The organism is Planococcus chinensis (genome assembly GCF_042681545.1).
Classification (GTDB): domain Bacteria; phylum Bacillota; class Bacilli; order Bacillales_A; family Planococcaceae; genus Planococcus; species Planococcus chinensis.
The window spans coordinates 755,381-782,248 of sequence record NZ_JBHUFW010000004.1; the positions used below are offsets into that span (position 1 = coordinate 755,381).

General features: G+C 50.4%; 23 protein-coding genes. All 23 read left to right on the forward strand.

Going from position 1 to position 26,868, the window contains the following annotated elements; genetic code table 11:
• Positions 1-9 precede the first annotated feature (9 nt).
• The 23 genes from nusA to ACFSDB_RS06135 all read left to right on the forward strand — a co-directional run bounded on the left by nusA (position 10) and on the right by ACFSDB_RS06135 (position 26,864).
• Complete coding sequence (gene nusA / locus ACFSDB_RS06025) at positions 10-1,140, forward strand: transcription termination factor NusA (protein ID WP_204892487.1); 1,131 nt, start codon at positions 10-12, stop codon at positions 1,138-1,140.
• Positions 1,141-1,160: 20 nt separating this feature from the next.
• Positions 1,161-1,442 (forward strand): RNase P modulator RnpM, encoded by a 282-nt coding sequence (rnpM, locus tag ACFSDB_RS06030; protein WP_204892486.1) that lies wholly within the window; start codon positions 1,161-1,163, stop codon positions 1,440-1,442.
• Positions 1,442-1,777 (forward strand): YlxQ family RNA-binding protein, encoded by a 336-nt coding sequence (locus tag ACFSDB_RS06035; RefSeq protein ID WP_377339401.1) that lies wholly within the window; start codon positions 1,442-1,444, stop codon positions 1,775-1,777. Before rnpM ends, ACFSDB_RS06035 begins: the two co-directional genes overlap by 1 nt.
• A 4-nt stretch (positions 1,778-1,781) precedes the next feature.
• Positions 1,782-4,127: a translation initiation factor IF-2 gene (infB, locus tag ACFSDB_RS06040; protein WP_204892485.1), complete on the forward strand. Its 2,346-nt coding sequence runs from the start codon at positions 1,782-1,784 to the stop codon at positions 4,125-4,127.
• A complete protein-coding gene (locus ACFSDB_RS06045; RefSeq protein ID WP_204892484.1) occupies positions 4,124-4,402 on the forward strand; it encodes a DUF503 domain-containing protein in 279 nt (92 codons plus the stop codon). The genes infB and ACFSDB_RS06045 overlap by 4 nt, the downstream gene beginning before the upstream one ends.
• Before the next feature lie 18 nt (positions 4,403-4,420).
• Positions 4,421-4,774, forward strand: a complete 354-nt coding sequence (gene rbfA, locus ACFSDB_RS06050; RefSeq protein ID WP_204892483.1) for a 30S ribosome-binding factor RbfA — start codon at positions 4,421-4,423, stop codon at positions 4,772-4,774.
• Positions 4,775-4,850: 76 nt separating this feature from the next.
• On the forward strand, positions 4,851-5,780 hold the full coding sequence (truB, locus tag ACFSDB_RS06055) for a tRNA pseudouridine(55) synthase TruB (RefSeq protein ID WP_377339406.1): 930 nt from the start codon (positions 4,851-4,853) through the stop codon (positions 5,778-5,780).
• A gap of 1 nt (position 5,781) precedes the next feature.
• The gene (locus ACFSDB_RS06060) at positions 5,782-6,744 is read left to right on the forward strand and encodes a bifunctional riboflavin kinase/FAD synthetase (RefSeq protein WP_204892482.1); all 963 of its coding nucleotides are present in this window, start codon (positions 5,782-5,784) and stop codon (positions 6,742-6,744) included.
• A gap of 212 nt (positions 6,745-6,956) precedes the next feature.
• Positions 6,957-7,226: a 30S ribosomal protein S15 gene (rpsO, locus tag ACFSDB_RS06065; RefSeq protein WP_204892481.1), complete on the forward strand. Its 270-nt coding sequence runs from the start codon at positions 6,957-6,959 to the stop codon at positions 7,224-7,226.
• A gap of 148 nt (positions 7,227-7,374) precedes the next feature.
• On the forward strand, positions 7,375-9,489 hold the full coding sequence (gene pnp, locus ACFSDB_RS06070) for a polyribonucleotide nucleotidyltransferase (protein ID WP_204892480.1): 2,115 nt from the start codon (positions 7,375-7,377) through the stop codon (positions 9,487-9,489).
• A gap of 64 nt (positions 9,490-9,553) precedes the next feature.
• Positions 9,554-10,777, forward strand: a complete 1,224-nt coding sequence (locus ACFSDB_RS06075) for a M16 family metallopeptidase (RefSeq protein WP_204892479.1) — start codon at positions 9,554-9,556, stop codon at positions 10,775-10,777.
• A 714-nt stretch (positions 10,778-11,491) separates the two neighbouring features.
• Positions 11,492-12,505: an aspartate-semialdehyde dehydrogenase gene (locus ACFSDB_RS06080; RefSeq protein WP_377339624.1), complete on the forward strand. Its 1,014-nt coding sequence runs from the start codon at positions 11,492-11,494 to the stop codon at positions 12,503-12,505.
• A gap of 126 nt (positions 12,506-12,631) precedes the next feature.
• Complete coding sequence (locus ACFSDB_RS06085; protein ID WP_204892477.1) at positions 12,632-14,299, forward strand: ribonuclease J; 1,668 nt, start codon at positions 12,632-12,634, stop codon at positions 14,297-14,299.
• A gap of 81 nt (positions 14,300-14,380) precedes the next feature.
• Complete coding sequence (locus tag ACFSDB_RS06090) at positions 14,381-16,714, forward strand: FtsK/SpoIIIE family DNA translocase (RefSeq protein WP_204892476.1); 2,334 nt, start codon at positions 14,381-14,383, stop codon at positions 16,712-16,714.
• 175 nt (positions 16,715-16,889) lie between these two features.
• Positions 16,890-17,618 carry a GntR family transcriptional regulator gene (locus ACFSDB_RS06095; protein WP_204892475.1) on the forward strand — a complete coding sequence of 243 codons (729 nt, stop codon included), beginning with the start codon at positions 16,890-16,892 and terminating at the stop codon, positions 17,616-17,618.
• A 47-nt stretch (positions 17,619-17,665) separates the two neighbouring features.
• Positions 17,666-18,745, forward strand: coding sequence for a BMP family lipoprotein (locus tag ACFSDB_RS06100; RefSeq protein ID WP_204892474.1), 1,080 nt, complete (start codon positions 17,666-17,668; stop codon positions 18,743-18,745).
• Positions 18,746-18,926: 181 nt separating this feature from the next.
• The gene (locus ACFSDB_RS06105; protein WP_204892473.1) at positions 18,927-20,492 is read left to right on the forward strand and encodes an ABC transporter ATP-binding protein; all 1,566 of its coding nucleotides are present in this window, start codon (positions 18,927-18,929) and stop codon (positions 20,490-20,492) included.
• A complete protein-coding gene (locus ACFSDB_RS06110; protein WP_204892472.1) occupies positions 20,482-21,528 on the forward strand; it encodes an ABC transporter permease in 1,047 nt (348 codons plus the stop codon). The genes ACFSDB_RS06105 and ACFSDB_RS06110 overlap by 11 nt, the downstream gene beginning before the upstream one ends.
• Position 21,529: 1 nt before the next feature.
• On the forward strand, positions 21,530-22,489 hold the full coding sequence (locus ACFSDB_RS06115; protein ID WP_204892471.1) for an ABC transporter permease: 960 nt from the start codon (positions 21,530-21,532) through the stop codon (positions 22,487-22,489).
• 173 nt (positions 22,490-22,662) lie between these two features.
• Positions 22,663-23,937: an EF-P 5-aminopentanol modification-associated protein YfmF gene (gene yfmF / locus ACFSDB_RS06120; RefSeq protein ID WP_204892470.1), complete on the forward strand. Its 1,275-nt coding sequence runs from the start codon at positions 22,663-22,665 to the stop codon at positions 23,935-23,937.
• The gene (gene yfmH / locus ACFSDB_RS06125) at positions 23,930-25,231 is read left to right on the forward strand and encodes an EF-P 5-aminopentanol modification-associated protein YfmH (protein WP_204892469.1); all 1,302 of its coding nucleotides are present in this window, start codon (positions 23,930-23,932) and stop codon (positions 25,229-25,231) included. Before yfmF ends, yfmH begins: the two co-directional genes overlap by 8 nt.
• Complete coding sequence (gene ymfI, locus ACFSDB_RS06130; RefSeq protein WP_204892468.1) at positions 25,228-25,947, forward strand: elongation factor P 5-aminopentanone reductase; 720 nt, start codon at positions 25,228-25,230, stop codon at positions 25,945-25,947. Before yfmH ends, ymfI begins: the two co-directional genes overlap by 4 nt.
• 119 nt (positions 25,948-26,066) lie before the next feature.
• Positions 26,067-26,864, forward strand: coding sequence for a YmfK family protein (locus tag ACFSDB_RS06135; protein ID WP_204892467.1), 798 nt, complete (start codon positions 26,067-26,069; stop codon positions 26,862-26,864).
• Positions 26,865-26,868 lie beyond the last annotated feature (4 nt).

The following is a 26,868-nucleotide window of genomic DNA, read 5'->3' on the forward strand; positions in this document are numbered from 1 at the left end:
GATAAAATAATGGGCAACGAGTTATTGGATGCATTGGATGCATTGGAAAAGCAAAAAGGGATTTCACGGGATGTATTGATCGAGGCGATTGAAGCCGCTTTGGTCACTGCTTACAAACGCAATTTCAACCAGGCGCAGAACGTGCGTGTGGATTTGAATTTGGGTACAGGCACAATGCTGGTCTACTCGCGTAAAGATGTCGTCGAAGAAGTGGAAGACGAGCGCCTGCACATCTCGCTTGAAGATGCGAAAGCAATCAACCCGGCATATGAGCTTGGCGATGTAGTGGAAGAAGAAGTGACGCCGCGCAATTTCGGGCGCATCGCAGCACAAACAGCCAAGCAGGTCGTCACGCAGCGCGTACGCGAAGCGGAGCGCGGCTTGATATTCGAAGAATTTGTCGACCGTGCGGATGACATTGTCAACGGCATCGTTGAACGCATGGATGCACGCAATCTTTACGTCGGCCTCGGGAAAGTGGAAGCAGTGCTTCCGCAGACAGAGCAAATGCCGAACGAATCCTATCAGCCGCATGACCGCATCAAAGTCTACATCACAAAAGTCGAGCGCACGACGCGCGGCCCGCAGGTTTTCGTATCGAGAACGCATCCGGGATTGCTGCGCCGCCTGTTCGAAAACGAAGTTCCTGAAATCTACGAAGGCATCGTCGAGATCAAATCGATTGCACGCGAAGCAGGCGACCGTTCTAAAATCTCGGTAGTTGCCCACCGCGAAGACATCGATCCCGTAGGATCATGTGTTGGAGCCAAAGGCGCCCGCGTACAAACGATCGTCAATGAGTTGAGCGGCGAGAAAATCGACATTGTCGAATGGTCTGAAGAGCCTGTGGTCTTTGTGGCCAATGCGCTTAGCCCTTCGAAAGTGCTAGATGTACAAGTGAACGAGGATGAAAAATCGACGACGGTTGTCGTTCCTGACTATCAATTGTCGCTGGCCATCGGCAAACGGGGCCAGAACGCCCGCCTTGCTGCCAAGCTGACTGGCTGGAAAATCGACATCAAGAGTGAAACCGATGCACGCGAAATGGGAATCTACCCGAACGAAAATGCATCGATCGAGTTGGCGGAGTCGAATGAAGAAGACTTTGAAGACTTCGATTTTTATGGTGAGAAAGAATAACCGGGAAAAGGTGATGTCCGTTGGCACTGCAAAAGAAAATTCCGCTTCGGAAGTGTGTGGCTACAGGCGAGATGCATCCTAAGAAAGAAATGATCCGGGTCGTCCGTACAAAAGAAGGCGAAGTATCCGTTGACCTGACCGGCAAAAAGTCAGGGCGGGGAGCTTACGTTTCCAAGTCGGAAGATGCGATTGAACTGGCACGCAAGAAGAAAGTACTGGATAACCAGCTGGAGGCGAAAGTGCCGGCTGAAGTCTACGACGAATTGATTCGCGTGGTCCAAAGAGAGCAGTTGAAAAAATAATGTCTACAGAACAAATGAAAACCAAAGAGAAAATCCTTCAGATTCTAGGATTAGCTACCCGTGCCCGGATGACAACGTCCGGCGAAGGGATGGCAGTGGCTGAGGTCCGGAGCGGCAATGCGAAATTGGTCATATTGTCCGAAGACGCTTCAGAGAACACCAGCAAGAAATTGCACGATAAATGCAATTCGTACAACGTCGATCTCCAAGTTTTCGGAACGCGTTTCGAGCTTGGGCATGCAATAGGCAAAACAGAACGTGTAGTAGTTGCAATCACCGATCAGGGATTTGCGAAAAAACTATCGAGTCTGTTTGAAGAAATTAACCGGGGGTGAGCAGATGACCAAAATTCGAGTACATGAATACGCTAAAAAAGTAGACAAACCGAGCAAAGAGATTATCAACCAGTTATCTAAGCTGAACATTGAAGTGGCCAACCATATGGCGACATTAGAGGACAATGCTGTTTCAAAATTGGACGGCATTTACAAAAAACCTGCACAAGGACAGCGTCCGCAGGCGCAGAGCCGTCCGCAGAACCAACAGTCCCGTCCGCAAGGGCAGTCGCGTCCACAAAGCGGCGGACAATCACGTCCTGCAGGCCAGGGGCAATCCCGTCCACAAGGCGGGGGACAATCACGTCCTGCAGGCCAAGGGCAATCCCGTCCACAAGGCGGCGGACAATCGCGTCCTGCAGGCCAAGGGCAATCCCGTCCGCAAAGCAGCGGGCAAGGGCAAAACCGTTCAGCGGCACCTGCCAAAGGCTCGAACTTTACGCCGAAAGCAGCTAAACCGTCTGCAGGGCCAGGACAGCGCAACAATCGTCCAGGCGGCGGAGGGCCAGGCCGCGGCGGCCAAAACCGCAACCGCAAAGGCAAAAACCAGCAGCCGGTAAATCCGCTGCCGCCAATGCCGAAGAAAGAGAAAGAATTGCCGGCGAAAATCACGTTCAGCGAATCGCTGACGGTTGGTGAACTGGCGAAAAAATTAGGGCGCGAGCCTTCTGAAATCATCAAAAAATTATTCATGCTCGGCGTGATGGCAACCATCAACCAAGAGCTTGATAAAGATGCAATTGAATTGATCTGTGCGGAATATGAAGTTGAAGTGGAAGAAGAGATCCTGGTGGATAAATCAGATCTTGAAGTCTATTTCGAAGCTGAAGATGAAGCGCTTCTGCAAGAACGTCCACCGGTCGTTACGATCATGGGACACGTTGACCACGGGAAAACCACGTTGCTGGATTCGATCCGCAATACGAAAGTGACAGCTGGCGAAGCCGGCGGAATCACACAGCATATCGGCGCTTACCAAGTCGTCGAAAACGGCAAGAAAATCACGTTCCTGGATACTCCTGGCCACGCAGCCTTTACGACAATGCGGGCACGCGGAGCGAAAGTGACGGATCTTGCGATTATCGTTGTAGCGGCAGATGACGGTGTTATGCCGCAGACCGTCGAAGCGATCAATCACGCAAAAGCTGCAGAAGTACCGATCATCATCGCCGTAAACAAAATGGACAAGCCAAGCGCTAATCCGGATCGGGTAATGCAGGAATTGACCGAACACGGCCTTGTGCCGGAAGCTTGGGGCGGCGAAACGATTTTCGTTCCGATTTCTGCGCTTAAAGGCGAAGGCATCGATTCCTTGCTAGAAATGATCCTTCTGGTTTCAGAAGTAGGCGAATTGCAGGCCAATCCGGGACGCCGTGCCATCGGTACCGTAATCGAAGCGGAACTGGACAAAGGCCGCGGTTCAGTCGCGACCCTTCTTGTCCAGGATGGAACGCTCCACGTCGGTGATCCGATTGTTGTCGGTAACACATATGGCCGTGTACGTGCTATGGTCAACGACCTTGGCCGCCGCGTGAAAGACGCCGGACCGTCAACGCCTGTAGAAATCACAGGCTTGAACGATGTGCCGCAAGCGGGCGACCGTTTCGTGGTGTTCGAAGATGAGAAGACCGCTCGCCAAGTAGGCGAAACGCGTGCTACTTCCGCTCTTCAAGTCCAGCGTTCTGAAAAGACCCGCGTGACATTGGACAATTTGTTTGACCAGTTGAAACAAGGGGAAATGAAAGAATTGAACTTAATCGTCAAAGCGGATGTGCAAGGCTCCGTTGAAGCGATGGCTGCTTCATTGATGAAGATCGATGTTGAAGGCGTAAACGTCAAGATCATCCACACTGGCGCCGGCGCCATCACGGAATCGGATGTATCGCTTGCAGCAGCATCCAATGCCATCGTCATCGGCTTTAACGTACGTCCGGATGTCAATGCGAAACGTGCGGCAGAAGCTGAAGGCGTCGACATTCGTCTGCACCGCATCATCTATAAAGTGATCGAGGAAATCGAGTTCGCGATGAAAGGCTTGCTTGATCCTGAATTCGAAGAGAAAGTTATCGGCCAGGCGGAAATCCGCAGCACGTTCAAAGTGTCCAAGGTCGGTACGATTGCCGGAAGCTATGTAACAGAAGGCAAGATCACCCGCGACAGCGGCGTGCGTGTTATCCGTGAAGGCATCGTCGTATTCGAAGGCGAAATCGACACATTGAAACGCTTCAAAGATGACGCAAAAGAAGTCGCAAAAGGCTATGAATGCGGAATTACGATCAAGAACTTCAATGATGTCAAAGAAGGCGATATTATCGAAGCGTTCGTAATGGAAGAAATCGAACGCAAATGATTGTATACATGGAATGTGAGTTCTTCATTCCGGTTGCGCATTCGCTGAAAGAAAAACGGGCGGTTGTCAAAAGCATGCTGACCCGGGCAAGACAGAAATTCAACGTTTCAGGAGCGGAAATTGACCACCAGAACGTTTGGCAGCGGACGCGCCTCGCATTTGTCACTGTCTCTTCTTCAAAAGAGATGGCGGACAAAGAGATGGCGCGGGTCCTGCAGTTTTTGGAAAGCAATCCTTCTTGGGAGTGCCTTGAAGTTCACCAAGAATATTTGTAAGAACGAGGTGAAAGAATTATGACTATGCGCTCTAATCGTGTAGGCGAGCAGATGAAAAAGGAACTCAGCGATATCATCGGCCGGAAACTGAAAGATCCGCGGATCGGTTTTGTAACGGTTACGGATGTTGAAGTGACAGGCGATCTTCAGCAGGCGACGGTATACATCAGCGTGCTGGGCGATGATAAAGTGAAAGAGCAGACTTTGCTCGGCTTGTCGAAGTCAAAAGGATTTATCCGTTCGGAAATCGGGCAGCGGATCCGGCTGCGCAAGACGCCGGAATTGTCGTTCGAATTCGATTCCTCTGTTGCTTACGGCAACCGGATCGACTCCCTATTGCGCGAGATCAAAGAACCGAAAGAAGATCAATAATCCACAGCCTGCTGTCTAATCACTTAGATGAGCAGGCTTTTTTACGCAGGAAATCAAAAGCCAGGAGTTGAATTGCATGGAATTGAACGGGGTACTACCGTTATGGAAAGAAAAAGGCATGACTTCCCACGATTGCGTATTTAAATTAAGAAAAATCCTGAAAACCAAAAAAGTGGGCCACACCGGTACGCTGGATCCGGAAGTGGACGGCGTGCTGCCGATCTGCATCGGACGCGCCACCAAAGTGGCAGAATACATCACGGACCAAGGGAAGACTTATGAAGCGGAAGTGACCATCGGCTTTTCGACGGAAACGGAAGATGCGACCGGGGAAGTGGTCGACAGGGACGAACGCGACAAAATTCTGACCCGGGCAGAACTTCAAAAAGCGCTTGAAGGATTGACAGGGGAAATCACCCAGATACCTCCGATGTATTCAGCGGTAAAAGTGAACGGCAAAAAGCTCTACGAATACGCGCGCCAGGGAATTGCTGTGGAGCGCCCATCGAGGACCGTCCGGATCGACTCGATCGAGTTGTTGAGCGGGGAAGCGGAATGGCGCGGAGAAGAGCTGAAGTTCTCCATCCGGATCCTGTGCGGGAAAGGCACATACATCCGCACGCTTGCTGTGCAGATTGGGGAAGCCCTCGGCTATCCGGCGCATATGTCCAAACTGACGCGGACGGAATCCGGGAAATTTGCGGAAAAAGATTGCGTAACACTTGCCGAAGTGGCGGAACTTGCCCAAAATGGAGATATCGGCAAGGTTCTGAAACCGTTGGGCTATGGCTTAAGTGAGTTCCCTTCTGCGGAAGCCGTCAAGGAAGACTGGTTCGCCCTGAAGAACGGCCAGGTGATGGACCGCCATCCCTTACTTGAGGCGCATGACATGATGGTCTTCACAGTAGGCGGCGAACCTGTAGCGGTCTACAAGCGGCATCCGGAAAAGGCGGAGAAGATGAAGCCGGAAAAAATGTTCGGATTCCCGACAATCGATGAGGTGTAAAATGAAAATCATTCATTTGAATTACCCGAACCACATAAAACCTTCGGAAGAGCTGGGGCCGATTTCACTTGCGCTCGGTTTTTTCGACGGCGTACATAAAGGGCATCAGCGTGTCATCCGGGAAGCGATCGATCGCGCCAGCATGCTCGATGCGCGCTCTGCAGTGATGACGTTCGATCCTCACCCGTCCTTGGTGCTCGGCGGAAGGAAAGAGGAAGTCTTCTACATCACCCCGGTGCAGGAGAAGATGGACATCCTCGAAGAGATGGGGGTGGAAGTCTGCTTCATCGTCCGCTTCACGTCCGATTTTGCACAGCTAACGCCGGAACAGTTTATCCAACACTTTATCAAAGACCTGGGCGTTGTTCATGTCACGGCGGGCTTTGACTATTCGTTCGGCTGCAAAGGCCAGGGCAATATGGAATTGATGGAAGAAAAAAGTGAAGGCTCGTTCGGCGTCACCGTCATTCCGAAACAGGAAGACGGCGAAGAGAAAATCAGTTCCACCCGCATCCGCAGCCTTTTAAAGACAGGGGAAGTAGGCACGGTTTGCCGCCTGCTCGGGCGCCCTTTCAGAATATCCGGTACTGTGGTGAACGGCGACAAACGGGGGCGGACAATCGGCTTTCCTACCGCCAACGTCGAGCCGGAAATCGGCACGTTCGTTCCGGGGCGCGGCGTCTATGCCGTCCGCATCCAAGTGCAGGAACAGCAATACGACGGCGTCTGCAATATCGGCTATAAGCCGACATTCAACAACCCGGACGAAAAGGTGCTGAGCATCGAAGTCCACATCCTCGATTTTGACAAGTCGATCTACGGCGAGAAGGTCGATGTCGAGTGGCACGCCCGCATCCGCGACGAGCAGAAGTTCTCGGGCATCGATGAACTGAAAGCCCAGATCCAGCGGGATAAGGAGCAGGCCATCGGTTTTTTCAAAGCTGAAAACCAGCAGCCCGGCTAAACGCGGAACTTCCTTAAGTTCCCTGGAGGCGGAACTCGGCAGCCAACATTTATTTTGCCGTCTTCCAACTTATCTATGTCGGATTGTTGATTTTGAAAAAGGCGTATGCTATGATTTACAAGTACTGAAAAGTACGAACCGTTGCTTGGCAAATCGAATCACCAACGTTTGCTCGGTAATTGGGGATATCAGAGATTAGGAGGTGGAACAGCATGGCAATCACTCAAGAACGTAAAAATGAATTGATCAATGAATACAAAGTGCATGATACTGATACAGGATCTGCAGATATTCAAATCGCCATTCTTACAGAAGAAATCAACAACTTGAACGAGCACTTGCGTACCCACAAGAAAGATCACCACTCACGTCGTGGACTTTTCAAAATGGTTGGACGCCGTCGTAACTTGCTTAAATACTTGCGCGAGAACGATGTACAGCGCTACCGTGAGTTAATCGCAAAACTTGGCCTACGCCGATAATAGCAAACAGTGAAAGCGGGATTCGTCCCGCTTTTTCTTTATGGATAAAAGTTTCAGCATCCAATCGCATAGAGAATGCTTTTTTGATACACTACTATTAATGGATACATAAAACTGTCTATACATTGTAAGAGAGAGGAGCTCGATTATGGAGCAAACGAAAAAAGTCTATACACTCGATTGGGCCGGCCGCACATTGCAGGTCGAAGTCGGTCAGCTAGCAAAACAGGCAAATGGAGCAGCTTTGATCCGTTACGGAGATACAGCAGTACTTTCGACTGCCACGGCTTCTAAAACCCCGAAATCCTTGGATTTCTTTCCGCTCACAGTCAATTATGAAGAGCGCCTATATGCTGTAGGGAAAATCCCTGGCGGCTTTATCAAGCGCGAAGGGCGTCCGTCTGAAAAAGCGACGTTGATCAGCCGTTTGATCGACCGCCCGATCCGCCCGCTATTCCCGGACGGTTTCCGCAATGAAGTCCAGGTCATTTCCATGGTCATGTCCGTAGACCAGGACTGCCCGTCAGAAATGGCTGCAATGTTCGGTTCTTCATTGGCATTGATGATCTCGGATATTCCATTCGGCGGCCCGATTGCCGGCGTGATTGTCGGTATGGTCGATGGCGAATACATCATCAACCCGACGAACGAGCAATTGGAAAAGAGCTCGATCAACTTGACGGTTGCCGGTACGAAAGATGCGATCAATATGGTGGAAGCAGGCGCGAAAGAGGTTTCGGAAGAAGTCATTCTAGAAGCGATCATGTTCGGACATGAAGAAATCAAGAAATTGATCGCCTTCCAGGAAGAGATTGCTGCTGAAGTCGGCAAAGAAAAAACCGAAATCAAATTGTACGAATTGGATCCGATCCTAACAGAAGAAATCAAATCCGCTGTTGAAGCAGACTTGAATGCATCTGTTCAAATCAGCGAAAAGCAGGAACGCAACGAAGCGATTGCGGCCGTTAAAGAACGCGTCATGGCTGCTTACGAAGATTCCGATGACGATGTGAAAAAACAAGCTGGCCAGATCCTCGACAAAATGGTGAAAGACGAAGTGCGCCGCTTGATCACGGACGAAAAAATCCGTCCGGATGGCCGTACGCCGTCAGAAATCCGTGCATTGTCCTCTGAAGTCAGCATCTTGAACCGGACCCACGGCTCGGGATTGTTCACACGCGGCCAGACGCAGGCAATGAGCATCTGTACGCTGGGTGCACTGGGCGACGTCCAGATCATCGACGGCCTTGGCATTGAAGAATCCAAACGTTTCATGCACCATTACAACTTCCCGTTGTTCTCGGTCGGTGAAACCGGATTCCTTCGCGGTCCCGGACGCCGGGAAATCGGTCACGGGGCACTTGGAGAACGCGCGTTGGAAGCGGTTCTGCCAAGCGAAAAAGAATTCCCGTACACAATCCGCCTGGTAGCGGAAGTTCTTGAATCGAACGGTTCAACTTCGCAGGCGAGCATCTGTGCATCCACGCTTGCGATGATGGATGCTGGGGTACCGATCACAGCGCCGGTTGCCGGTATTGCGATGGGCCTTGTGAAAAAAGGTGAGAACTACACGGTCCTTTCGGATATCCAAGGGATGGAAGACCACCTTGGCGATATGGACTTCAAAGTGGCTGGAACAGCAAAAGGCATTACAGCACTTCAGATGGACATCAAAATTGAAGGGCTGTCACGCGAAATCCTTGACGAAGCGTTGACTCAAGCGCAAGTGGGCCGGATCCACATCCTGGAATCCATGCTTGCGACAATTGCTGAGCCAAGAACGCACTTGTCTCAATTTGCGCCGAAAATCATCATGGTCAAGATCAATCCGGACAAAATCCGCGATGTTATCGGGCCTGGCGGTAAAGTCATCAATAAAATCATTGATGAAACCGGCGTGAAAATCGATACGGAACAAGACGGCACCATCTTCATTTCTTCTGTCAACGAAGAAATGAACGCAAAAGCGAAAGCGATGATCGAAAACATCGTCCGTGAAGCGAAAGTCGGCGAATACTACGAAGGCAAAGTGAAGCGCATTGAGAAATTCGGCGCCTTTGTGGAGTTGTTCCCAGGCAAAGACGGCCTTCTCCATATTTCTGAAATCCAGGAAGAACGGACGAAGGAAGTGGAAGATGTCCTAAAGCTTGACGACGTCGTCAAAGTGAAGGTTATTGAAATCGACCGCCAAGGGCGCGTCAACCTTTCCCGCAAGATCGTTATGAAGGAAGAAAAAGAAGCAGCAGAAAAAGCAGCTGAATAAGATCAAACAATCTAAAATTGCCAGCTTACGTTGGCAATTTTTTTCTTATTAGGAGGAATGTGAAGTGGTTCAAACATATACATGCACAAACGGCCTTCGCATCGTTTCCGAATCGATTCCCCATTTCCGGTCGGTAGCGGTCGGGGTATTCGTTAAAGCAGGGTCGCGCGATGAGTCGCCGGAAGAAAACGGCATCACGCATTTTATCGAACATATGCTGTTCAAAGGCACTGAGACGCGTTCGGCCAAGAAAATCGCCCAGGAATTCGACCGCATCGGGGGCGACATCAATGCCTATACATCAAAGGAATATACATGCTATTATGCGAAGATACTCGACCATCACGCGGAGCTGGCCGTAGAGGTCTTGGCAGATATGTTTTTCAATTCGAAGATGGATGTAGCGGAGATTGAAAAAGAGCGCCAGGTCGTCTTGGAAGAAATCAGCATGACCGAGGATATGCCCGATGACGATGTGCAGGAACAGCTATGGCGCGTCATGTATCCGCACCATTCGATGGGTGCGCCGATCCTTGGGACAGTCAGCACGCTGAAAAGTTTTACCCGCGAAAAAATCGAATCGTTCATGTCGCACCATTATACGCCGGAAAATACGGTCATTTCCGTCGCCGGCCATATCACGCCTGCATTGATCCGGAAAATCGAAGCGCTTTTCGGGACTTTCAGCCGCTCGACGACCGCGAAGAATTACAAGTTCCCGGTCTTCACGCCTGGTTACTCCTACAAGAACAAGGACACCGAACAGGGCCATTTGAGCTTCGGCTATCCGGGAATGTCGATCGAGCACGCGGACCTGTTCAATTTCACGGTCCTCAACAACATCATCGGTGGATCGATGTCATCCCGCCTCTTCCAGGAAATCCGGGAAGAGCGGGGCTTGGCGTATTCGGTCTACTCCTACCATTCAGCTTATTCGGACCACGGGACGCTCGCGATTTACGGCGGTACGGCGAACGAACAAATGGATGAGCTCCAGGAAGTGATTGCCGCTTCGCTGCAGAGCATCCGCCACAGCGGGCCTACGCTCGAGGAAGTGACGGATTCAAAAGAGCAGCTGAAAGGCAATATGATGCTCGGCCTCGAGAGCACCAGCGCACGGATGAACCGCAACGGCAAGAACGAACTGCTGCTTGGCAGGCATCCTTCTTATGACGACATCCTCAAACGGATCGACGAAGTCTCCCTTGAAAGGGTAGAAGCGCTTTCGGATGTGTTTGCCAGCGAACCGGCCATTTCCATTATCCGGTCCAAGGAAGAAGCGGAATAGCAGGCCGCGGCATAAACTGAAATAGGAACGCAAGAAAGCCCGGCTGCACTTGTAGCCGGGCTTTCTTGATTGTAGACAAAGTCTAATTTGAATGAATGGAAATGCATAAGCCCGACCGGGCTGGCCACTTCGCTTTCCGTGGGCTCTGCTTCAGCCGCTTCCCTTGCTCCTGTGATTACTCGTCGCAAATCAGAAAAACATTCGCTTCGCTCAGTTCAGGGTCTTCAGTTCGAGTCGCTTCGCTGCTCCCACAGGAGTCTCGTGGTCAGCACGGTCGGGAGCGTCACCTGCATCTAATAGATAAGAGTAAGGAAGCTGATCCTGCTTTAATCTACCGGGAACATGTTGCTAGCTTCAGGATCCGCAACGGAAGGCGGCGACTCCTGCGGGATAGCGAAGTGCCGAAATCCACTCGGACGCTAGTCCGAGTTAGTTCGGCGCGAGCCCGCGGAAAGCGTCCGCCTGAAGTGGAGGATATTTATAAAATTTAAAACTTATTTATTCTTTTTTCTACAAGCTCGAAAGCCCGGCTGAACTTTAAGCCGGGCTTTCTTTCTGAAATTTCCAGGATCGGTTAGCCATATCCGCTTTGGAAGTTGCCATGAAACCACAGAATTTTCGCTGATTCATTTCTCTAGCACAGTGAATTATGGTACAATTACGCCAATCATCTTTGAAGGAGCGAGTTGTTTGAAATCATATAATGTAGCAATTATGGGCGCCACAGGCGCGGTAGGACAACAAATGAAAGAGCAGCTTGAAAAGCGGGACTTTCCGGTCGGCACCATCAAGTTTTTGGCGTCGAGCCGTTCAGCAGGGCAGGAAATCGAATTCAAAGGAAAAACCTATAGAGTGGAAGAGGCAACACCGGAATCGTTTGAAGGCGTAGATATCGCGCTGTTCAGTGCAGGCGGCAGCATTTCGGAGCAATTCGCTCCTGAAGCCGTCAAGCGCGGTGCGGTCGTCATCGACAACACAAGTGCGTTTCGCATGAACGAAGATGTGCCGCTCGTGGTGCCGGAAGTGAATCCGGAAGATATCGGGAAGCACAATGGCATCATCGCCAACCCGAACTGCTCCACCATCCAGATGGTCTGTGCGTTGCAGCCGCTAAAGGACCAGTTTGGGCTCGGCAAAATCGTTGTATCGACGTACCAGGCAGTCTCAGGCGCCGGCGTCGGGGCCATCAATGAACTCAAGGAACAGGCTGCAGCCGACTTTGACCATGCAAAAGATGCCGAAGCCAAAATGCTGCCGGTGAAATCCGCCGAACGCCATTATCCGATCGCTTTCAACGCGATTCCGCAGATCGATAAATTTACGGACAACGGCTACACGTTCGAAGAAATGAAAATGATCAACGAAACAAAGAAAATCATGCATGACGAAAAACTCGCTGTCGCTGCGACATGCGTCCGGCTGCCGGTTGTGACCGGCCATTCGGAGTCGGTCTATGTGGAGCTTGAAGCCGCGCCGACAGTAGAGGAAGTTAAACAGGCCATCGCCAATGCGCCTGGCGTGGAGTTGATGGACGATCCTTCAAATCAGGTGTATCCGATGCCGTTGATGGCAGCCGGCCTGGATGAAGTGTTCGTCGGCCGGATCCGCCAGGACCTGGACAACCCAAGAGGCTTCCATATGTGGGTCGTCTCCGATAACCTCGTCAAGGGCGCCGCTCTCAATTCAGTCCAGATAGCAGAATCAATGATCCAGCAAAACATCATTTAAGATGGAAACAAGCCCTGAAACAGACCGGCCGATGCGCCGGTTTGTTTTTTTCTTTGGACTGTTTACCCGGATTCCCGTATAATGGAGTCTATGGATGTGTACGGGTAAATTTTAGGAGGAAATAAATTGAGTAAAATTAAAAATGAAGTTATTAGAATCATTCCGCTTGGCGGAGTCGGCGAAGTCGGTAAAGCGATGTACGTCATTGAAATTGATGAAGACCTGTTCGTAGTGGACAGTGGGCTCATGTTCCCGGAAGATGAAATGCTTGGCATTGATATCGTCATTCCCGACATGACGTTCCTTGAAGAAAACAAAGACCGTGTCAAAGGGATTTTCCTGACGCACGGCCATGAAGACGCTATCGGTTCGATCGCTTACTTGATGAAAAAAATCCAGGCGCCTGTCTACGGTTCGAAGTTGACGATCGCGCTTGCGAAAGAGCACATCAAAGAGCAAGGCTCGCTGAAGCATGTGAAATTCTTTGAAGTGACCAATAAAAGCCGGATGAACTTCGATAAGACGCACGTGACGTTTTTCCATACGACACACAGCATCCCGGATGCTTTGGGAATCGCTTTCCATACATCTGAAGGGGCGATTGTCCATACCGGGGAATTCAAATTCGATCAATCCGCCAAAGGGAGCTACCGCCCGGATATTTCGAAAATGGCGAAGCTTGGCGATGACGGGGTCCTGTTCCTGCTTTCGGATTCAACAGAAGCTGAACGCCCGGGCTATACAACGTCTGAAACGGTCATCTATGACCACCTGCATTCCGCTTTTCTGAACGCTGAAGGGCGTATTTTGGTATCGCTGTATTCATCCAACTTTATCCGGATCCAGCAAGTATTCGACCTGGCACAGAAAACAGGGAAAAAAGTGGCTGTAGCCGGCAGAAGCCTTGAAAGCAGCTATGAAGTAGGATTGCGGTTGGGTTATCTGACTGTCCAGGAAGATACAGTGATTTCCTTGAAGGACCTTGAACAATACCGCGACGAAGAAGTCGTCATCATTGTGACGGGCAACCAAGGCGAGCCGCTTGAAGCATTGGACAAGATGGTCCGCAAACAGCATAAAGACGTGAAGATCAAAGAAACGGACACCGTTTTGATTACCTTCACTCCATCTCCTGGTATGGAAGTCCCGATGTTCCAGACCATGAACAAATTGGCGAAAGCCGGTGCAAACGTGCTGACTTCGAACAAGAAAGTCCACGTTTCCGGACACGGCAGCCAGGAAGACCTGAAAATGATGCTCAACATGATGAAGCCGAAATATTTCATTCCGATCCAAGGCGAATACAAGATGCTGATCGGGCACTCGAAACTTGCCCAGCAAGTGGGCATGCACAAGTCGGATATCTTCATTGCCGACAAAGGCGATATTGTTGAATACAAAGCAGGCAAAGTCCGCATGAGCGGCCGTGTCACTGCAGGCAACGTATTGATCGACGGCATCGGCATCGGAGACGTCGGGAACATTGTTCTCCGCGACCGCAAGCTCCTGTCGCAGGACGGCATTTTCATCGTCGTTGTGACGCTGAACCGCAAAGAAAAGAAAATCGCATCGGGGCCAGAAATGATTTCGCGCGGATTCGTCTATGTGCGCGAATCAGAACAGCTGATGGAAGAATCCACTCAATTGGTCCGGAAAATCGTCGAGAAGTACGTCGTCAAAGATGCTTTTGAATGGAATAATATCAAACAGGAAATTCGCGACACACTGAATTCTTATTTATTCCAGCAAACCAAGCGCCGTCCGATGATCATTCCGATTATTATGGAGTATTAAGAGAGACAAAGTGAAAGGATTTCCAAACCGATCTATCGGCGGAAATCCTTTTTTTCAATTTTGAGGAAACGGGGGATTTACATGCCACGGGCACAGGCAAAGAAAAAGATAAAGAAAAAGCCGGTTTCGAAAAAAAAGCAGCCGATGCCGATGATCTGGTATGAAGTGATCGGCCTCTTGATGATCGGCATGGCAGTGCTGATGGCGTTCCAGCTGGGCATCATCGGCAAATTCCTGATGAATACAGCGGAATTGTTCACAGGCTATCTTGCGATATTGGTGCCGGTTGTCCTGGCGGCACTGGCCGTCTATGTGATGGTCAAACGGACTTGGCCGAAGCCGAAACCGCGACTGGCCGTAAGCGGGCTGTTTTTGCTGACGGGTGTCTTGCTGATCTGCCACTTGATCTGGGCAGCAGGCTCGATCCTGCCGATCACCACCGGCAATGCGGTGGCTGAAACGGTCAAGGCGACCCAAGTCAGCGGCTCCATCTGGCAGACATATACAGCGAGCGGCGGGGGATTACTGGGCGCCGGGCTTTATGCGATGTTCCATGTCCTATTCGACACGGCAGGCACTTGGATTATCGCCCTTCTGCTCTTGTCGATCGGCGCAATCATTTTGACAGGCAAGACAGCAGCGCCGTATTTGGCCGAAAAAGTGCCAAGCCTTCGCCCTGTCCTAGGCGGGGTGATGGAGCGGTTCAAACGGGACAAGCCGAAGCGCATTGCTGCGCCGCGGCGGAAGTCCCAGCCGGAACAGGTGCTGGAAGCAAACAACACCTTGGAGTATGACGAAGTGGACGATGAGATGCCGGAAGAGGCCGTTTTTGCCATGCAGCCGGAAGAACCGATCATTTCCGCATTCACCGAAAACGTGAAGCCGCGGAAAACGGAAACGCCGCAAGAGATCCCGGCGGAGGAAGTTCCCGATGCTAGCACTGCGGATTTGGCGGACGTGCCTTTGATGAGCACGGCGGAAGAGCTGGAGAATGAAGAATACCAGCTGCCGCCGATGGATCTGTTGACATTGCCGCCGCACAGCGACCAGAGCGGGGAATATTCGGGCATCCAGAAAAACGCCAAAAAACTGGAGAAGACATTCCAGAGCTTCGGCGTCCGGGCCAAAGTGACGCAAGTCCATTTGGGCCCTGCAGTTACAAAGTACGAAGTTTTGCCGGATACGGGCGTGAAAGTCAGCAAGATCGTCTCCTTGCATGATGATCTGGCATTGGCTCTCGCCGCCCGCGATATCCGGATCGAAGCGCCGATTCCCGGTAAATCCGCCATCGGCATTGAAGTGCCGAACTCGGAAGTGGCAATCGTCTCCTTGCGGGAAGTGCTGGAGTCGGAAGAAAACAACAAGCCCGAACAAAAACTGCTGTTCGGCTTAGGACGGGATGTCACTGGCCAAGCCGTCATGACACAATTGAACAAAATGCCGCACCTGCTTGTTGCTGGTTCGACAGGCAGCGGGAAATCGGTGTGCATCAACGGCATCATTACGAGCATCATCATGCGGGCGAAACCGCATGAAGTCAAAATGATGATGATCGATCCGAAAATGGTGGAGCTGAATGTCTATAACGGCATTCCGCATCTGCTCGCCCCGGTTGTCACCGATCCGAGAAAAGCCGCACAGGCGCTGAAAAAAATCGTTTCGGAAATGGAACGGCGCTATGAACTGTTCTCGCATACCGGAACCCGGAATATCGAAGGGTATAACGAGTATGTCCGGATCTTTAATGAAGAAAACGAAGAAAAGCATCCGAAGCTGCCGTTCATCGTCGTCATTGTCGATGAGTTGGCGGATCTGATGATGGTCGCTTCGAATGAAGTCGAAGACGCCATCACCCGGCTTGCGCAAATGGCGCGGGCTGCAGGGATCCATTTGATCATCGCGACCCAGCGCCCGAGCGTCAACGTCATTACTGGCGTCATCAAAGCGAACATTCCGTCTCGGATTGCTTTTGCGGTATCTTCGGCAATCGATTCCCGTACCATTCTTGACATGGGCGGAGCAGAGAAGCTGCTTGGCCGCGGCGATATGCTGTTCCTAGGAGCCGGCCAATCGAAGCCGGTGCGGGTCCAAGGCGCGTTCCTGTCCGATCAGGAAGTGGAAAAAGTCGTCGATTTTGCAATTGAACAACAGAAAGCACAATACCAGGAAGATATGATTCCGACAGAAGTAGAAGAAAATGCGATCGATGATGAAACGGACGAGATATACGATGAAGCAGTCCAGCTTGTCTCCGAAATGCAGACAGCCTCCGTCTCGATGCTCCAGCGGCGGTTCCGCGTCGGCTACTCGCGAGCGGCGCGCATCATAGACCAAATGGAGCAGAGGGGGGTCGTAGGGCCTTATGAAGGCAGCAAACCCCGCACAGTTTTAGTTCCAAAGCAGGAAGACTATTAAGTCTTTCTGCTTTTTTTATGTCAAATTGATTACAGGAAATGAAATGTTTGAAATGAAAAATCGCGAAATTCGACAAAAGACTATTTATTTCATTTAAAATTAATGTTATAGTAATTTTGATTAGTAGGAATGTTTTACATCAGATGTCTGATCTCTGTCATTGGTGGTGAATCGTATGACAATTAAAGCGGATCATCGCGCTTTGTATCTTCAAGTGATTGACCGAATGAAGCAGGATATTGCTGCCGGATTGTACAAAGAGAAAGAGAAGCTGCCATCCGAATTCGAATTAGCCAAGACACTTGGAGTCAGCCGCGCCACTCTTAGAGAAGCGTTGCGGCTGTTGGAAGAAGATAATATCATCGTGAGGCGCCATGGCGTCGGAACGTTCGTCAATGCGAAGCCGGTGTTTTCATCGGGCATCGAACAATTGACGAGTGTTTCGGACATGATCCGCCAAGCAGGAATGGAGCCCGGTGCCATTTACTTGAGCACGAACGAGGCTCCTCCTTCTGAGGATGATATAAAACGCTTTCATTGCGAAGCCGATGAAGCTATTATCGTTATTGAACGCGTCCGCACGGCCAATGGCGAACCTGTCGTCTATTGCATCGACAAGGTGCCGTCAAAGTACTTGCCGGCCGATTTCCTCGGACGCAAAGAAAGTTCCATCTTCTCCGCAATAGAAGAATCCGGAGCTGTTCGTATTTCATATGCGGTTACATTCATTGAGCCGATCGGGTACCACGATGAAGCGTCGCCGATATTGGAATGCGATCCGGAAACCGCTCTACTCGAATTAAAACAGTACCATTACGATGAAGACGATCGAATGGTCCTTTATTCAAAGAACTACTTCCGGGCTGATAAATTCAGTTTCCATGTAGTTCGAAAACGTGTGTAAAACGGCAAATTCCTGCTAATATCAAAAAAACCTTGGGGGTTATCACATTGATCAAACGTAAATTTGCTTTAGGCCTTTCAGTTATGCTTGCAGCTAGCACGATGCTTGCAGCATGCGGCAGTGAAGAAGAAACTTCAACTGGCGGTTCTGGCGGCGGAGATGGCGCTACAGAAGAAAAAGGCGACTTCTCAGTTGCGATGGTTACAGATGTCGGCGGTGTGGATGATAAATCGTTCAACCAATCAGCTTGGGAAGGTTTGCAGGCTTTCGGTGAAGAAAACGGCCTTGAAAAAGGCGACGGCGGCATTGATTACCTTCAGTCCGGATCTGACGCTGATTACAACACGAACTTGAACAACTTGATCCGCCGCGACTTTGATGTCGTATTCGGAATCGGCTTCTTGATGGAAGGCGCGGTTAAGGAAATCGCTGAACAGCAGCCGGACGCACAGATCGGGATCATCGATGCAGTAGTTGATGCGCCGAACGTAGCGAGCGTATTGTTCAAAGAGCAAGAAGGAGCTTACCTTGCAGGCGTTGCAGCTGCTTTGATGACTGAAACGAAAAAAGTCGGATTTGTCGGTGGTATGGATATTCCTGTAATCGAACGCTTTGAAGCCGGATTCAAAGAAGGCGTTAAAGCAGTAGACGAATCAATCGTTGTTGATGCCCAGTACACAGGTGCTTTTGATAAAGCGGAATTAGGTAAATCAACTGCAGCCCTTATGTATGATTCAGGCGCAGATATCGTTTTCCACGCAGCTGGCGGAACTGGAAACGGTGTATTCACTGAAGCGAAGGAACGCAAAGAAGCTGATCCGGATGCAAACGTTTGGGTTATCGGCGTAGATGCTGACCAATACGATGAAGGAAAAGTCGGAGATGCGAACGTAACATTGACTTCTGTTCTTAAGCGTGTTGACCAAGCTGTCATCGATATCGCAAACAAAGCCAAAGATGGCAAATTCCCAGGCGGCGAAACGACTACTTACGGTCTAGCTGACGATGGCGTCGGCCTTGCGGATTCACGCGGAGCGATTCCAGAAGATAAAATGGCTAAAATCGAAGAATTCAAAGAGAAAATCGCAAGCGGCGAAATTACAGTTCCAGAAACATTGTCAGAATAAATTTTTTCAATACGGTCATCATAAAGACCGGTTTAACCGGTCTTTATGATTTTTTTTGCTCAAAAAAGGATTGATAGACGAAAGGTTTTTGTAATGGAAGCCTTTCCTGTATCAATTTTCCATGTGATGCAAAGTTGATTTATTAAAAAATAAGCCACCAGTTTTCGAGGGAGTGAGAACAATGGAATATGTTATTGAAATGCTCAATATCCGGAAAGAATTCGGGTCATTCGTCGCCAATGATAATATTACGCTTCAATTGAAAAAAGGCGAAATTCATGCATTGCTTGGCGAAAACGGAGCCGGTAAATCGACATTGATGAACGTGCTTTTCGGATTGTACCAGCCCGAAGGCGGGGAAATCCGTGTGCGCGGTGAAAAGGTCGATATCGCTAACCCGAATATCGCCAATGAGCTGGGAATCGGAATGGTCCATCAGCATTTCATGCTGGTCGAGAACTTCACCGTTACCGAAAACATCATTTTAGGCAGTGAACCGACCAAATACGGCATTACCAATAAGAAAGATGCAGCGAAGCGGGTACAGGAGGTTTCAGAACAATACGGGCTGAACGTCGATCCGCACGCGTTGATCGAAGATATCTCTGTCGGCATGCAGCAGCGTGTGGAAATTTTGAAAACGCTTTACCGCGGAGCGGAAATTCTCATTTTCGATGAACCGACTGCGTCGCTGACACCGCAGGAAATCGTGGAATTGATCCAGATCATGAAGCGATTGATTGCCGAAGGCAAATCGATCATTTTGATCACGCATAAATTGAAAGAAATCATGGACGTTTCAGACCGTGTGACGGTCATCCGTAAAGGCCAGGGGATCGGCACCGTCACCACTGCTGAAACAAATCCGGCAGAGCTTGCTTCGTTGATGGTCGGCCGCCAAGTAGAGTTCACAACGGTCAAAGGTCCGGCACACCCTACCGAGGCTGCGTTGTCGATCAAGGATCTCGTAGTGGAAGATTACCGCGGCATCGAGAAAGTGAAACGCTTGAACTTGACTGTCCGCAAAGGTGAAATTGTCGGGATTGCCGGAATCGATGGGAACGGACAAAGTGAACTGATCGAGGCGATTACAGGGCTCCGCAAAGTGAAAAGCGGCACCATTTCGCTGGATGGCAAAGACATCACCGGCTTGAAGCCGCGCAAAGTCACCGAAGCGGGAATCGGCCATATTCCTCAGGACAGACACCGCCACGGCTTGGTGCTGGATTTCCCGATCGGCCACAATATTTCCCTGCAGACGTATTATAAGACGCCGATTTCCAAAGGCGGCATTATCGATTATAAGAAAATCGATGAGAAGGCGCTGCAGATCATCAAAGATTTTGATGTCCGCACCCAGGGGCCGCATACCCCTGCACGCGCTTTGTCAGGCGGGAACCAGCAAAAGGCGATCATCGGCCGGGAAGTGGACCGCGATCCTGATTTGCTGATTGCGGCATTGCCGACCCGGGGCCTGGATGTCGGAGCGATCGAATTCATCCACAGCCGTTTGATCGAACAGCGCGACAACGGCAAAGCCGTCTTGCTGATTTCGTTCGAACTGGATGAGGTCATGAACGTCTCGGACCGCATTGCAGTTATCCACGATGGCGAAATTGTCGATGTCGTGGTTCCGGAAGAGACAACGGAACAGGAACTTGGGCTCCTGATGGCAGGCCATTCTGCTAAATCACATGGAGGCCGCAACGATTCAAAGAAAGAAGGTGAGGATCAGCATGTCAATTAGAGCTACAAATCTTCTGGTCCCCGTCATCTCGGTAATCTTAGGGCTGCTAGTCGGCGCAATTGTCATGCTGGTTTCAGGCTATAATCCGGTAGTCGGATACACGGCGCTATGGAACGGGATTTTCGGTGACCTTTACACAATCGGTGAAACAATCCGCCAGATCACGCCGTATATTTTGGCCGGCCTTGCCGTAGCATTCGCTTTCCGCTCGGGCTTGTTCAATATCGGTGTGGAAGGGCAGCTGATTGTCGGCTGGTTTGCGGCTGCCTACGTGGGCGTGGCCGTCGAATTGCCGAAAATCATCCATTTGCCGCTGGCAATTTTGGCAGCGGCTGCAGCCGGAGCTCTCTGGGGCTTCGTGCCGGGGCTATTGAAAGCAAAGTTCCATGTCCATGAAGTAATCGTCACCATCATGATGAACTATATTGCGCTCCATACAACAAATGCATTGATCAAAACCGTCTCTGACGGCGGCGACAGAACCGAATCGATTTTCTTGAGTGCATCGCTCCGCTCGGAATTCTTCCAGAACCTGACGGACTTTTCACGCCTCCATTACGGAATATTGATCGCATTGGCAATGGTTGCCGTCATGTGGTTCATTCTGGAGAAAACGACATTGGGCTTTGAATTGAAAGCGGTCGGCTTCAACCCCAATGCTTCTGAATACGCTGGGATGAACGTCAACAAAAACGTCATCCTCGCCATGGTCATTTCTGGCGCGTTCGCCGGTTTGGCAGGAGCAATGGAAGCACTCGGAACGTTCGAATACGTATCCTCCAAAGGCGGATTCACAGGCATCGGGTTTGACGGAATTGCGGTCGCGCTGCTTGGCATGAACACGCCGCTTGGCGTCATCTTCGGCGCTACTTTATTCGGCTCATTGAAATACGGCGCTTTGAACATGCCGAATGCTGCCGGAATCCCGCTGGAAATTGTAGAAATCGTTATTGCAGTCATCATTTTCTTCGTAGCTTCAGGTTATATCATCCGCCTATTCCTGCTGCGAGCGGCTAAAAAGAAGGAGGCGAAGTAATATGAGTTTCTTGGAAGTTTTGTATTTCATCGTTCCTTCAGCCATATTTTATGCGGCACCGTTAATTTTTACAGCAATCGGCGGCGTTTTCTCAGAACGTTCGGGTGTCGTCAATATCGGACTTGAAGGTTTGATGGTCATCGGCGCATTCGTCGGTATTTTGTTCAACTTGCTGTACGCCGATACATTCGGCAGCGCAACTCCTTGGCTGGCATTGATTGCCGCCATGGTTGCTGCGCTTCTGTTGTCGCTCGTCCACGCAGTAGCGTCGATTTCTTTCCGTGCAGACCAGGTGGTGTCCGGTGTGGCAATCAACTTGCTCGCCATCGCATTATCGTTATACCTGGTCAAGAAAATCTTCGACAAAGGGCAGACGGATTTTATCACTGAGCGCTTCCCGCGCTACAACATGCCGATCCTGTCGGATATTCCGGTAATCGGGCCAATGTTCTTCGAAAAAATGTACAACACTTCGATCCTGGCAATTGCAGTTGCCTTTATTGCTTGGTTCGTGATCTATAAAACGCCGTTCGGCCTGCGCCTCCGCTCAGTCGGGGAGCATCCGATGGCGGCAGACACGATGGGGATCAATGTTTCCAGAATGCGCTACATCGCGGTCATGATTTCCGGTGCTCTTGCGGGGATCGGTGGTGCGATCTATGCACAAACAATCTCTGGCGATTTCGGTCACGCAACGATCAATGGCCAGGGCTTCATGGCCTTGGCTGCCATGATCTTCGGAAAATGGCATCCACTCGGCGCCATGGGGGCAGCTTTGTTCTTCGGCCTCGCCCAATCGCTGAGCATCGTCGGGCCGTCCATTCCTTACATCAAAGACATCCCGAGCGTATTCTTGCTGATCCTGCCGTATGTATTGACCATCCTTGCTTTGGCCGGTTTCATCGGCCGTGCCAACGCACCAAAAGCAAACGGTGTCCCGTACATCAAAGGCCAGCGCTAATCGCTGCAAATTTCATACCGGAACAGGCGCACTCGCATTTGCTGAGTGCGCCTGTTTTTGTTTTGGGGAGGAGCGCAGCCCAGCGATACGATGCTGATGGCCAGCCGCTTGCGCTTTTCTTTACATTAAAGGTTCGGTATAGTTAGTTTATGAGATAAGAGAGGGGATACTTTATGTTCCAGACGATAAATATTGCCAAGGGCGTGGATGTCCATGTCCATGAGACGACACAATTCAAAACGGTCAATTTTTCACTGAAGTTCAAGGACAAGCTGACAGAAGAAAAAGCATCAGCGCGTTCGATCCTGGCGAATGTTCTTCAGCACAGCAATGAAGTCTACCCGTCGCACACGGCGCTTCGCATGGTGCTGGATGATTTATACGGCACATCGCTATACATAGATTCTTCAAAACGCGGGAACGAACACATCGTGACCTTGAACGTCGAAACCGTCAACGATGAATACCTTTCGGAAGAAGGCGTCCTTGAAAAAGTGCTGAACTTGATGTATATCGTCCTGTTCAAGCCGAATCTGGAGAATGGGCTGTTCAAGGAATCGATTTTCAAGCGCGAAAAAGAAGCGATCAAACACCGCATCGAGTCGATTTTTGACGACAAGACCCGGTATGCCCAACAGCGCATGATGGACCTCGCGCTTCCGGGCCATCCGGCGTCGATTCCATCGAATGGCACGCTCGAAGCAGTAGAAGCTGTGACGAACGAAGGGCTGCTCCAAGAATACCGGACGATGATGGAAGACAATGAAATAGAAATTTACGCGGTAGGGGATGTCAAACCGGAAATGATTGCCGGATACGTAAAGGAGTTCTTCCATTTCAAAGATCGCGTGGAAGCGATCAAAGCTCCGTCTACGGAACTGGCGAAACCGGAACAATCCCGCGTGCTCGAATACGAGGACATGAAACAAGGGAAGCTCCATATGGCTTTTTATACGCCGATCACATTTACGGATGAGAAATTTCCTGTGATGCAGCTGATGAACGGAGTGCTCGGCGGCTATGCCCATTCAAAGCTGTTCGTCAACATCCGCGAGAAGGAAAGCATGGCGTATTACGTTTCCAGTTCATACTCTTCCCAGTTCGGCCTGCTGTTTGTACTGGCCGGGATTGATGCAAAACTGGAAGAAAAAGCAGTGAAACTCGTGCTCGAGCAGCTGGAAGAAGTGAAAAAGGGCAATATCTCGGATGTCGAACTGGGCCAGACGAAAGCCTTGTTGGCCAATCAATTGCGTGAAGCGCTCGATTCGGCCCGTGGCCAGATTGACATCTACGATCAGTATATGGAATTGACGGAAGCATTCGAGCCGGATTACCTTATCAGCAAATGGAAAGCCGTCACCAAAGAAGATATTGCAGACGCTGCAAAAGCATTGTCGCTTGAGATGACCTATTTCCTATCAGGCAAGGAGGATGATTCCGATGAATAAAGTGGAATTCAAACAATTGGACGAAACGCTGTACCATGAGAAACTGCCCAATGGGCTCCAAGTATACATCTTGCCGAAAAAAGGGTTTTCGAAGACGTATGCCACGTTCACGACCAAGTACGGGTCGATCGACAACCACTTTGTCCCGTTCGGTGAAACCGAACCGGTCCAAGTGCCGGACGGCATCGCCCATTTCCTGGAGCATAAAATGTTCGAAAAAGAAGACGGCGATGTTTTCCAGCAATTTAGCCAGCAGGGGGCTTCCGCTAACGCCTTCACTTCATTCACGCGGACGGCCTACTTGTTCTCTGCGACTGACAAAGTGACGGAGAATGTGGAGACGCTGCTGGATTTTGTCCAAAGCCCTTATTTCACGGAAAAGACCGTGGAAAAGGAGAAAGGCATCATTGCGCAGGAAATCACAATGTACGACGACCAGCCCGACTGGCGCCTGTATTTCGGGATGATCGAAAACCTCTACGAGAACCACCCGGTAAAGATCGATATCGCCGGCACGGTTGAATCGATCCAGAAGATTACAGCAGAACATCTCTACACTTGCTATAACACGTTCTACCACCCATCGAATATGATGCTGTTCATCGTCGGTTCGGTGGAGCCGGAAAGCATGATCGAGTTCATCAAAAACAACCAGATGCAGAAGACGTTCGAGGAGCCGAAAGAAATCGTCCGCATTTACCCGGACGAACCGGCCGAAGCGGCAATCAAGGAACGGACACTCGAAATGAGCGTCCAAAAGCCGAAGGTCTTTGTCGGCATCAAACCCGAAAACCTGGACCTTTCCGGCGCCGATATGCTCAAGCATGAACTTTCTGCCCAATTGGCTTATGAATTGCTGTTCGGGCGCACGTCGGATTTCTACCACCACGCATATGAGAACGGCTGGATCGATGAATCCTATTCGTTCGATTATTCGCTGGAGAACGGATTTGGTTATGCATTGATCGGATCGGATACCGGCACACCGGAAAAATTGATTGAAGAAATCCAGCATACGCTGGACCGCACGGTTGAAAAATGGCCGTTCGGGCAAGCAGACCTTGACCGTGTCCGCCGCAAGAAAATCGGCTTTTTCCTGCGCGCACTGAACTCGCCGGAATACATCGCCAACCAATTCACCCGGTATGCTTTCAATGATATGAATTTATTCGATGTGGTTCCGTGTCTGGAGAGCATTGAAGTTGCAGACTTACAGGCAGCGTTTGCATCCGTCAGCGCCGAGCAGCAGCGCTCCACTTTCACCATCATGCCGCCGAAGAAGGCGAGTGAGTGAAACGGTTCGCTGTCATCATGGGGGCGTCCGGAGAAATCGGGGAATGCGTGGCGCATGAAATGGCAAGTTCCGGATGGTCGCTTTATTTGCACTGGAATTCTATGCCAGTAGCGCCTTTGGTACACCGGTTGGAAGAAATGTATCCCGGCCAGGAGTTCATAGCCGTGCATGCGGACTTCAGCCAGGACAACGGCGGCGAGCTGCTGGCCGGCCACGTTTTCGACGCTTCTTGCGTGGTGGTGGCAAGCGGGCACGCACTGATGAAAATGCTTGTTGATACAGAGGAATGCGAAATGGATGAATTGTGGCGCGTGCATGTCAAAAATCCGGTATCCGCCATCAAAAGGATCTCCCGGTTTTTCCATCGCCATCCGGCCTCCTATGTCATTTTCGTTTCATCAATCTGGGGCGAAACCGGAGCGGCGCTCGAAACGATGTACTCTGCAGTGAAAGGTGCCCAGCTTTCTTTTGTCAAAGCCTATGCAAAAGAAATGGCGTCGGCAGGTACACGCGTGAATGCTGTCGCACCGGGCTTTATTCAGACAAAAATGAATGGGCGCCTTCTTGATGAAGAGCTTGGCGCCATCAAAGAAGAGATCCCGCTGGGCCTCGGCAGGCCGCAGGACGTTGCGGATGCTGTCAGCTTTTTGGTCAGCGGGAAAGCGGATTATATGACGGGCCAGACGCTCCGGATAAATGGAGGATGGCATATGTAGAAAAAGAAGGAAAGGTTTTCCTTCTTTTTTTAATAACACTTTTCTTGCAGGCTCAAATCAGCTATCATTAAGAAGGTAGAACGCTAGAGCATAAACTGAATTGAAAGGTCGGATGATGAGTGAAGGAATGGTATTTTGAGTACGAAATACAAGTCAATCGTCCGGGTCTGTTAGGAGATATAGCTTCGCTTCTGGGGATGCTCCGGGTCAATATCGTGACGATTAACGGAGTTGACCAAGGGCGGCGCGGAATGCTGCTGCGTGCAGAGCATGATGTCCAATTGGAGCGTTTTGAGCAGATTGTTTCCACTATTGAAACAATTGCCGTCAAGAAATTCCGTGAGCCGAAATTGCGTGACATATTGGCAGTGCGCCATGGACGCTATATCCAACGGGATGCCGATGACCGGAACACGTTCCGTTTTGTGCGCGATGAACTGGGATTGCTGGTCGACTTCATGGCAGAAATCTTCAAGCAGGAAGGCCATAAGCTGGTCGGCTTGCGGGGGATGCCGCGTGTCGGCAAGACTGAATCGATTGTTGCTGCAAGCGTCAGCGCCAATAAGAAATGGATTTTCCTATCCTCGACCATGATCAAGCAGACGGTGCGCAACCAGCTGATGGGCGATGAACACAATGCCAATAATATCTTCATTCTTGACGGCATCGTGACCCGCCGCTCTTCTGATGAACGCCATATGCAATTGGTCAGGGAAATGATGAGGATGCCGACGATAAAAGTGGTGGAACATCCCGACATGTTTGTCCAGCAATCTGAATACAGCATAGAAGATTTCGATTACATTATCGAATTGCGCCATCATCCAGACGAAAAGATTACGTATGAAGTATTGGAAAAGAATAACTTCATGGACGACAAGAACCAAGCGGATATGTTCGGCGGTTTTAACTTTTAAGTAG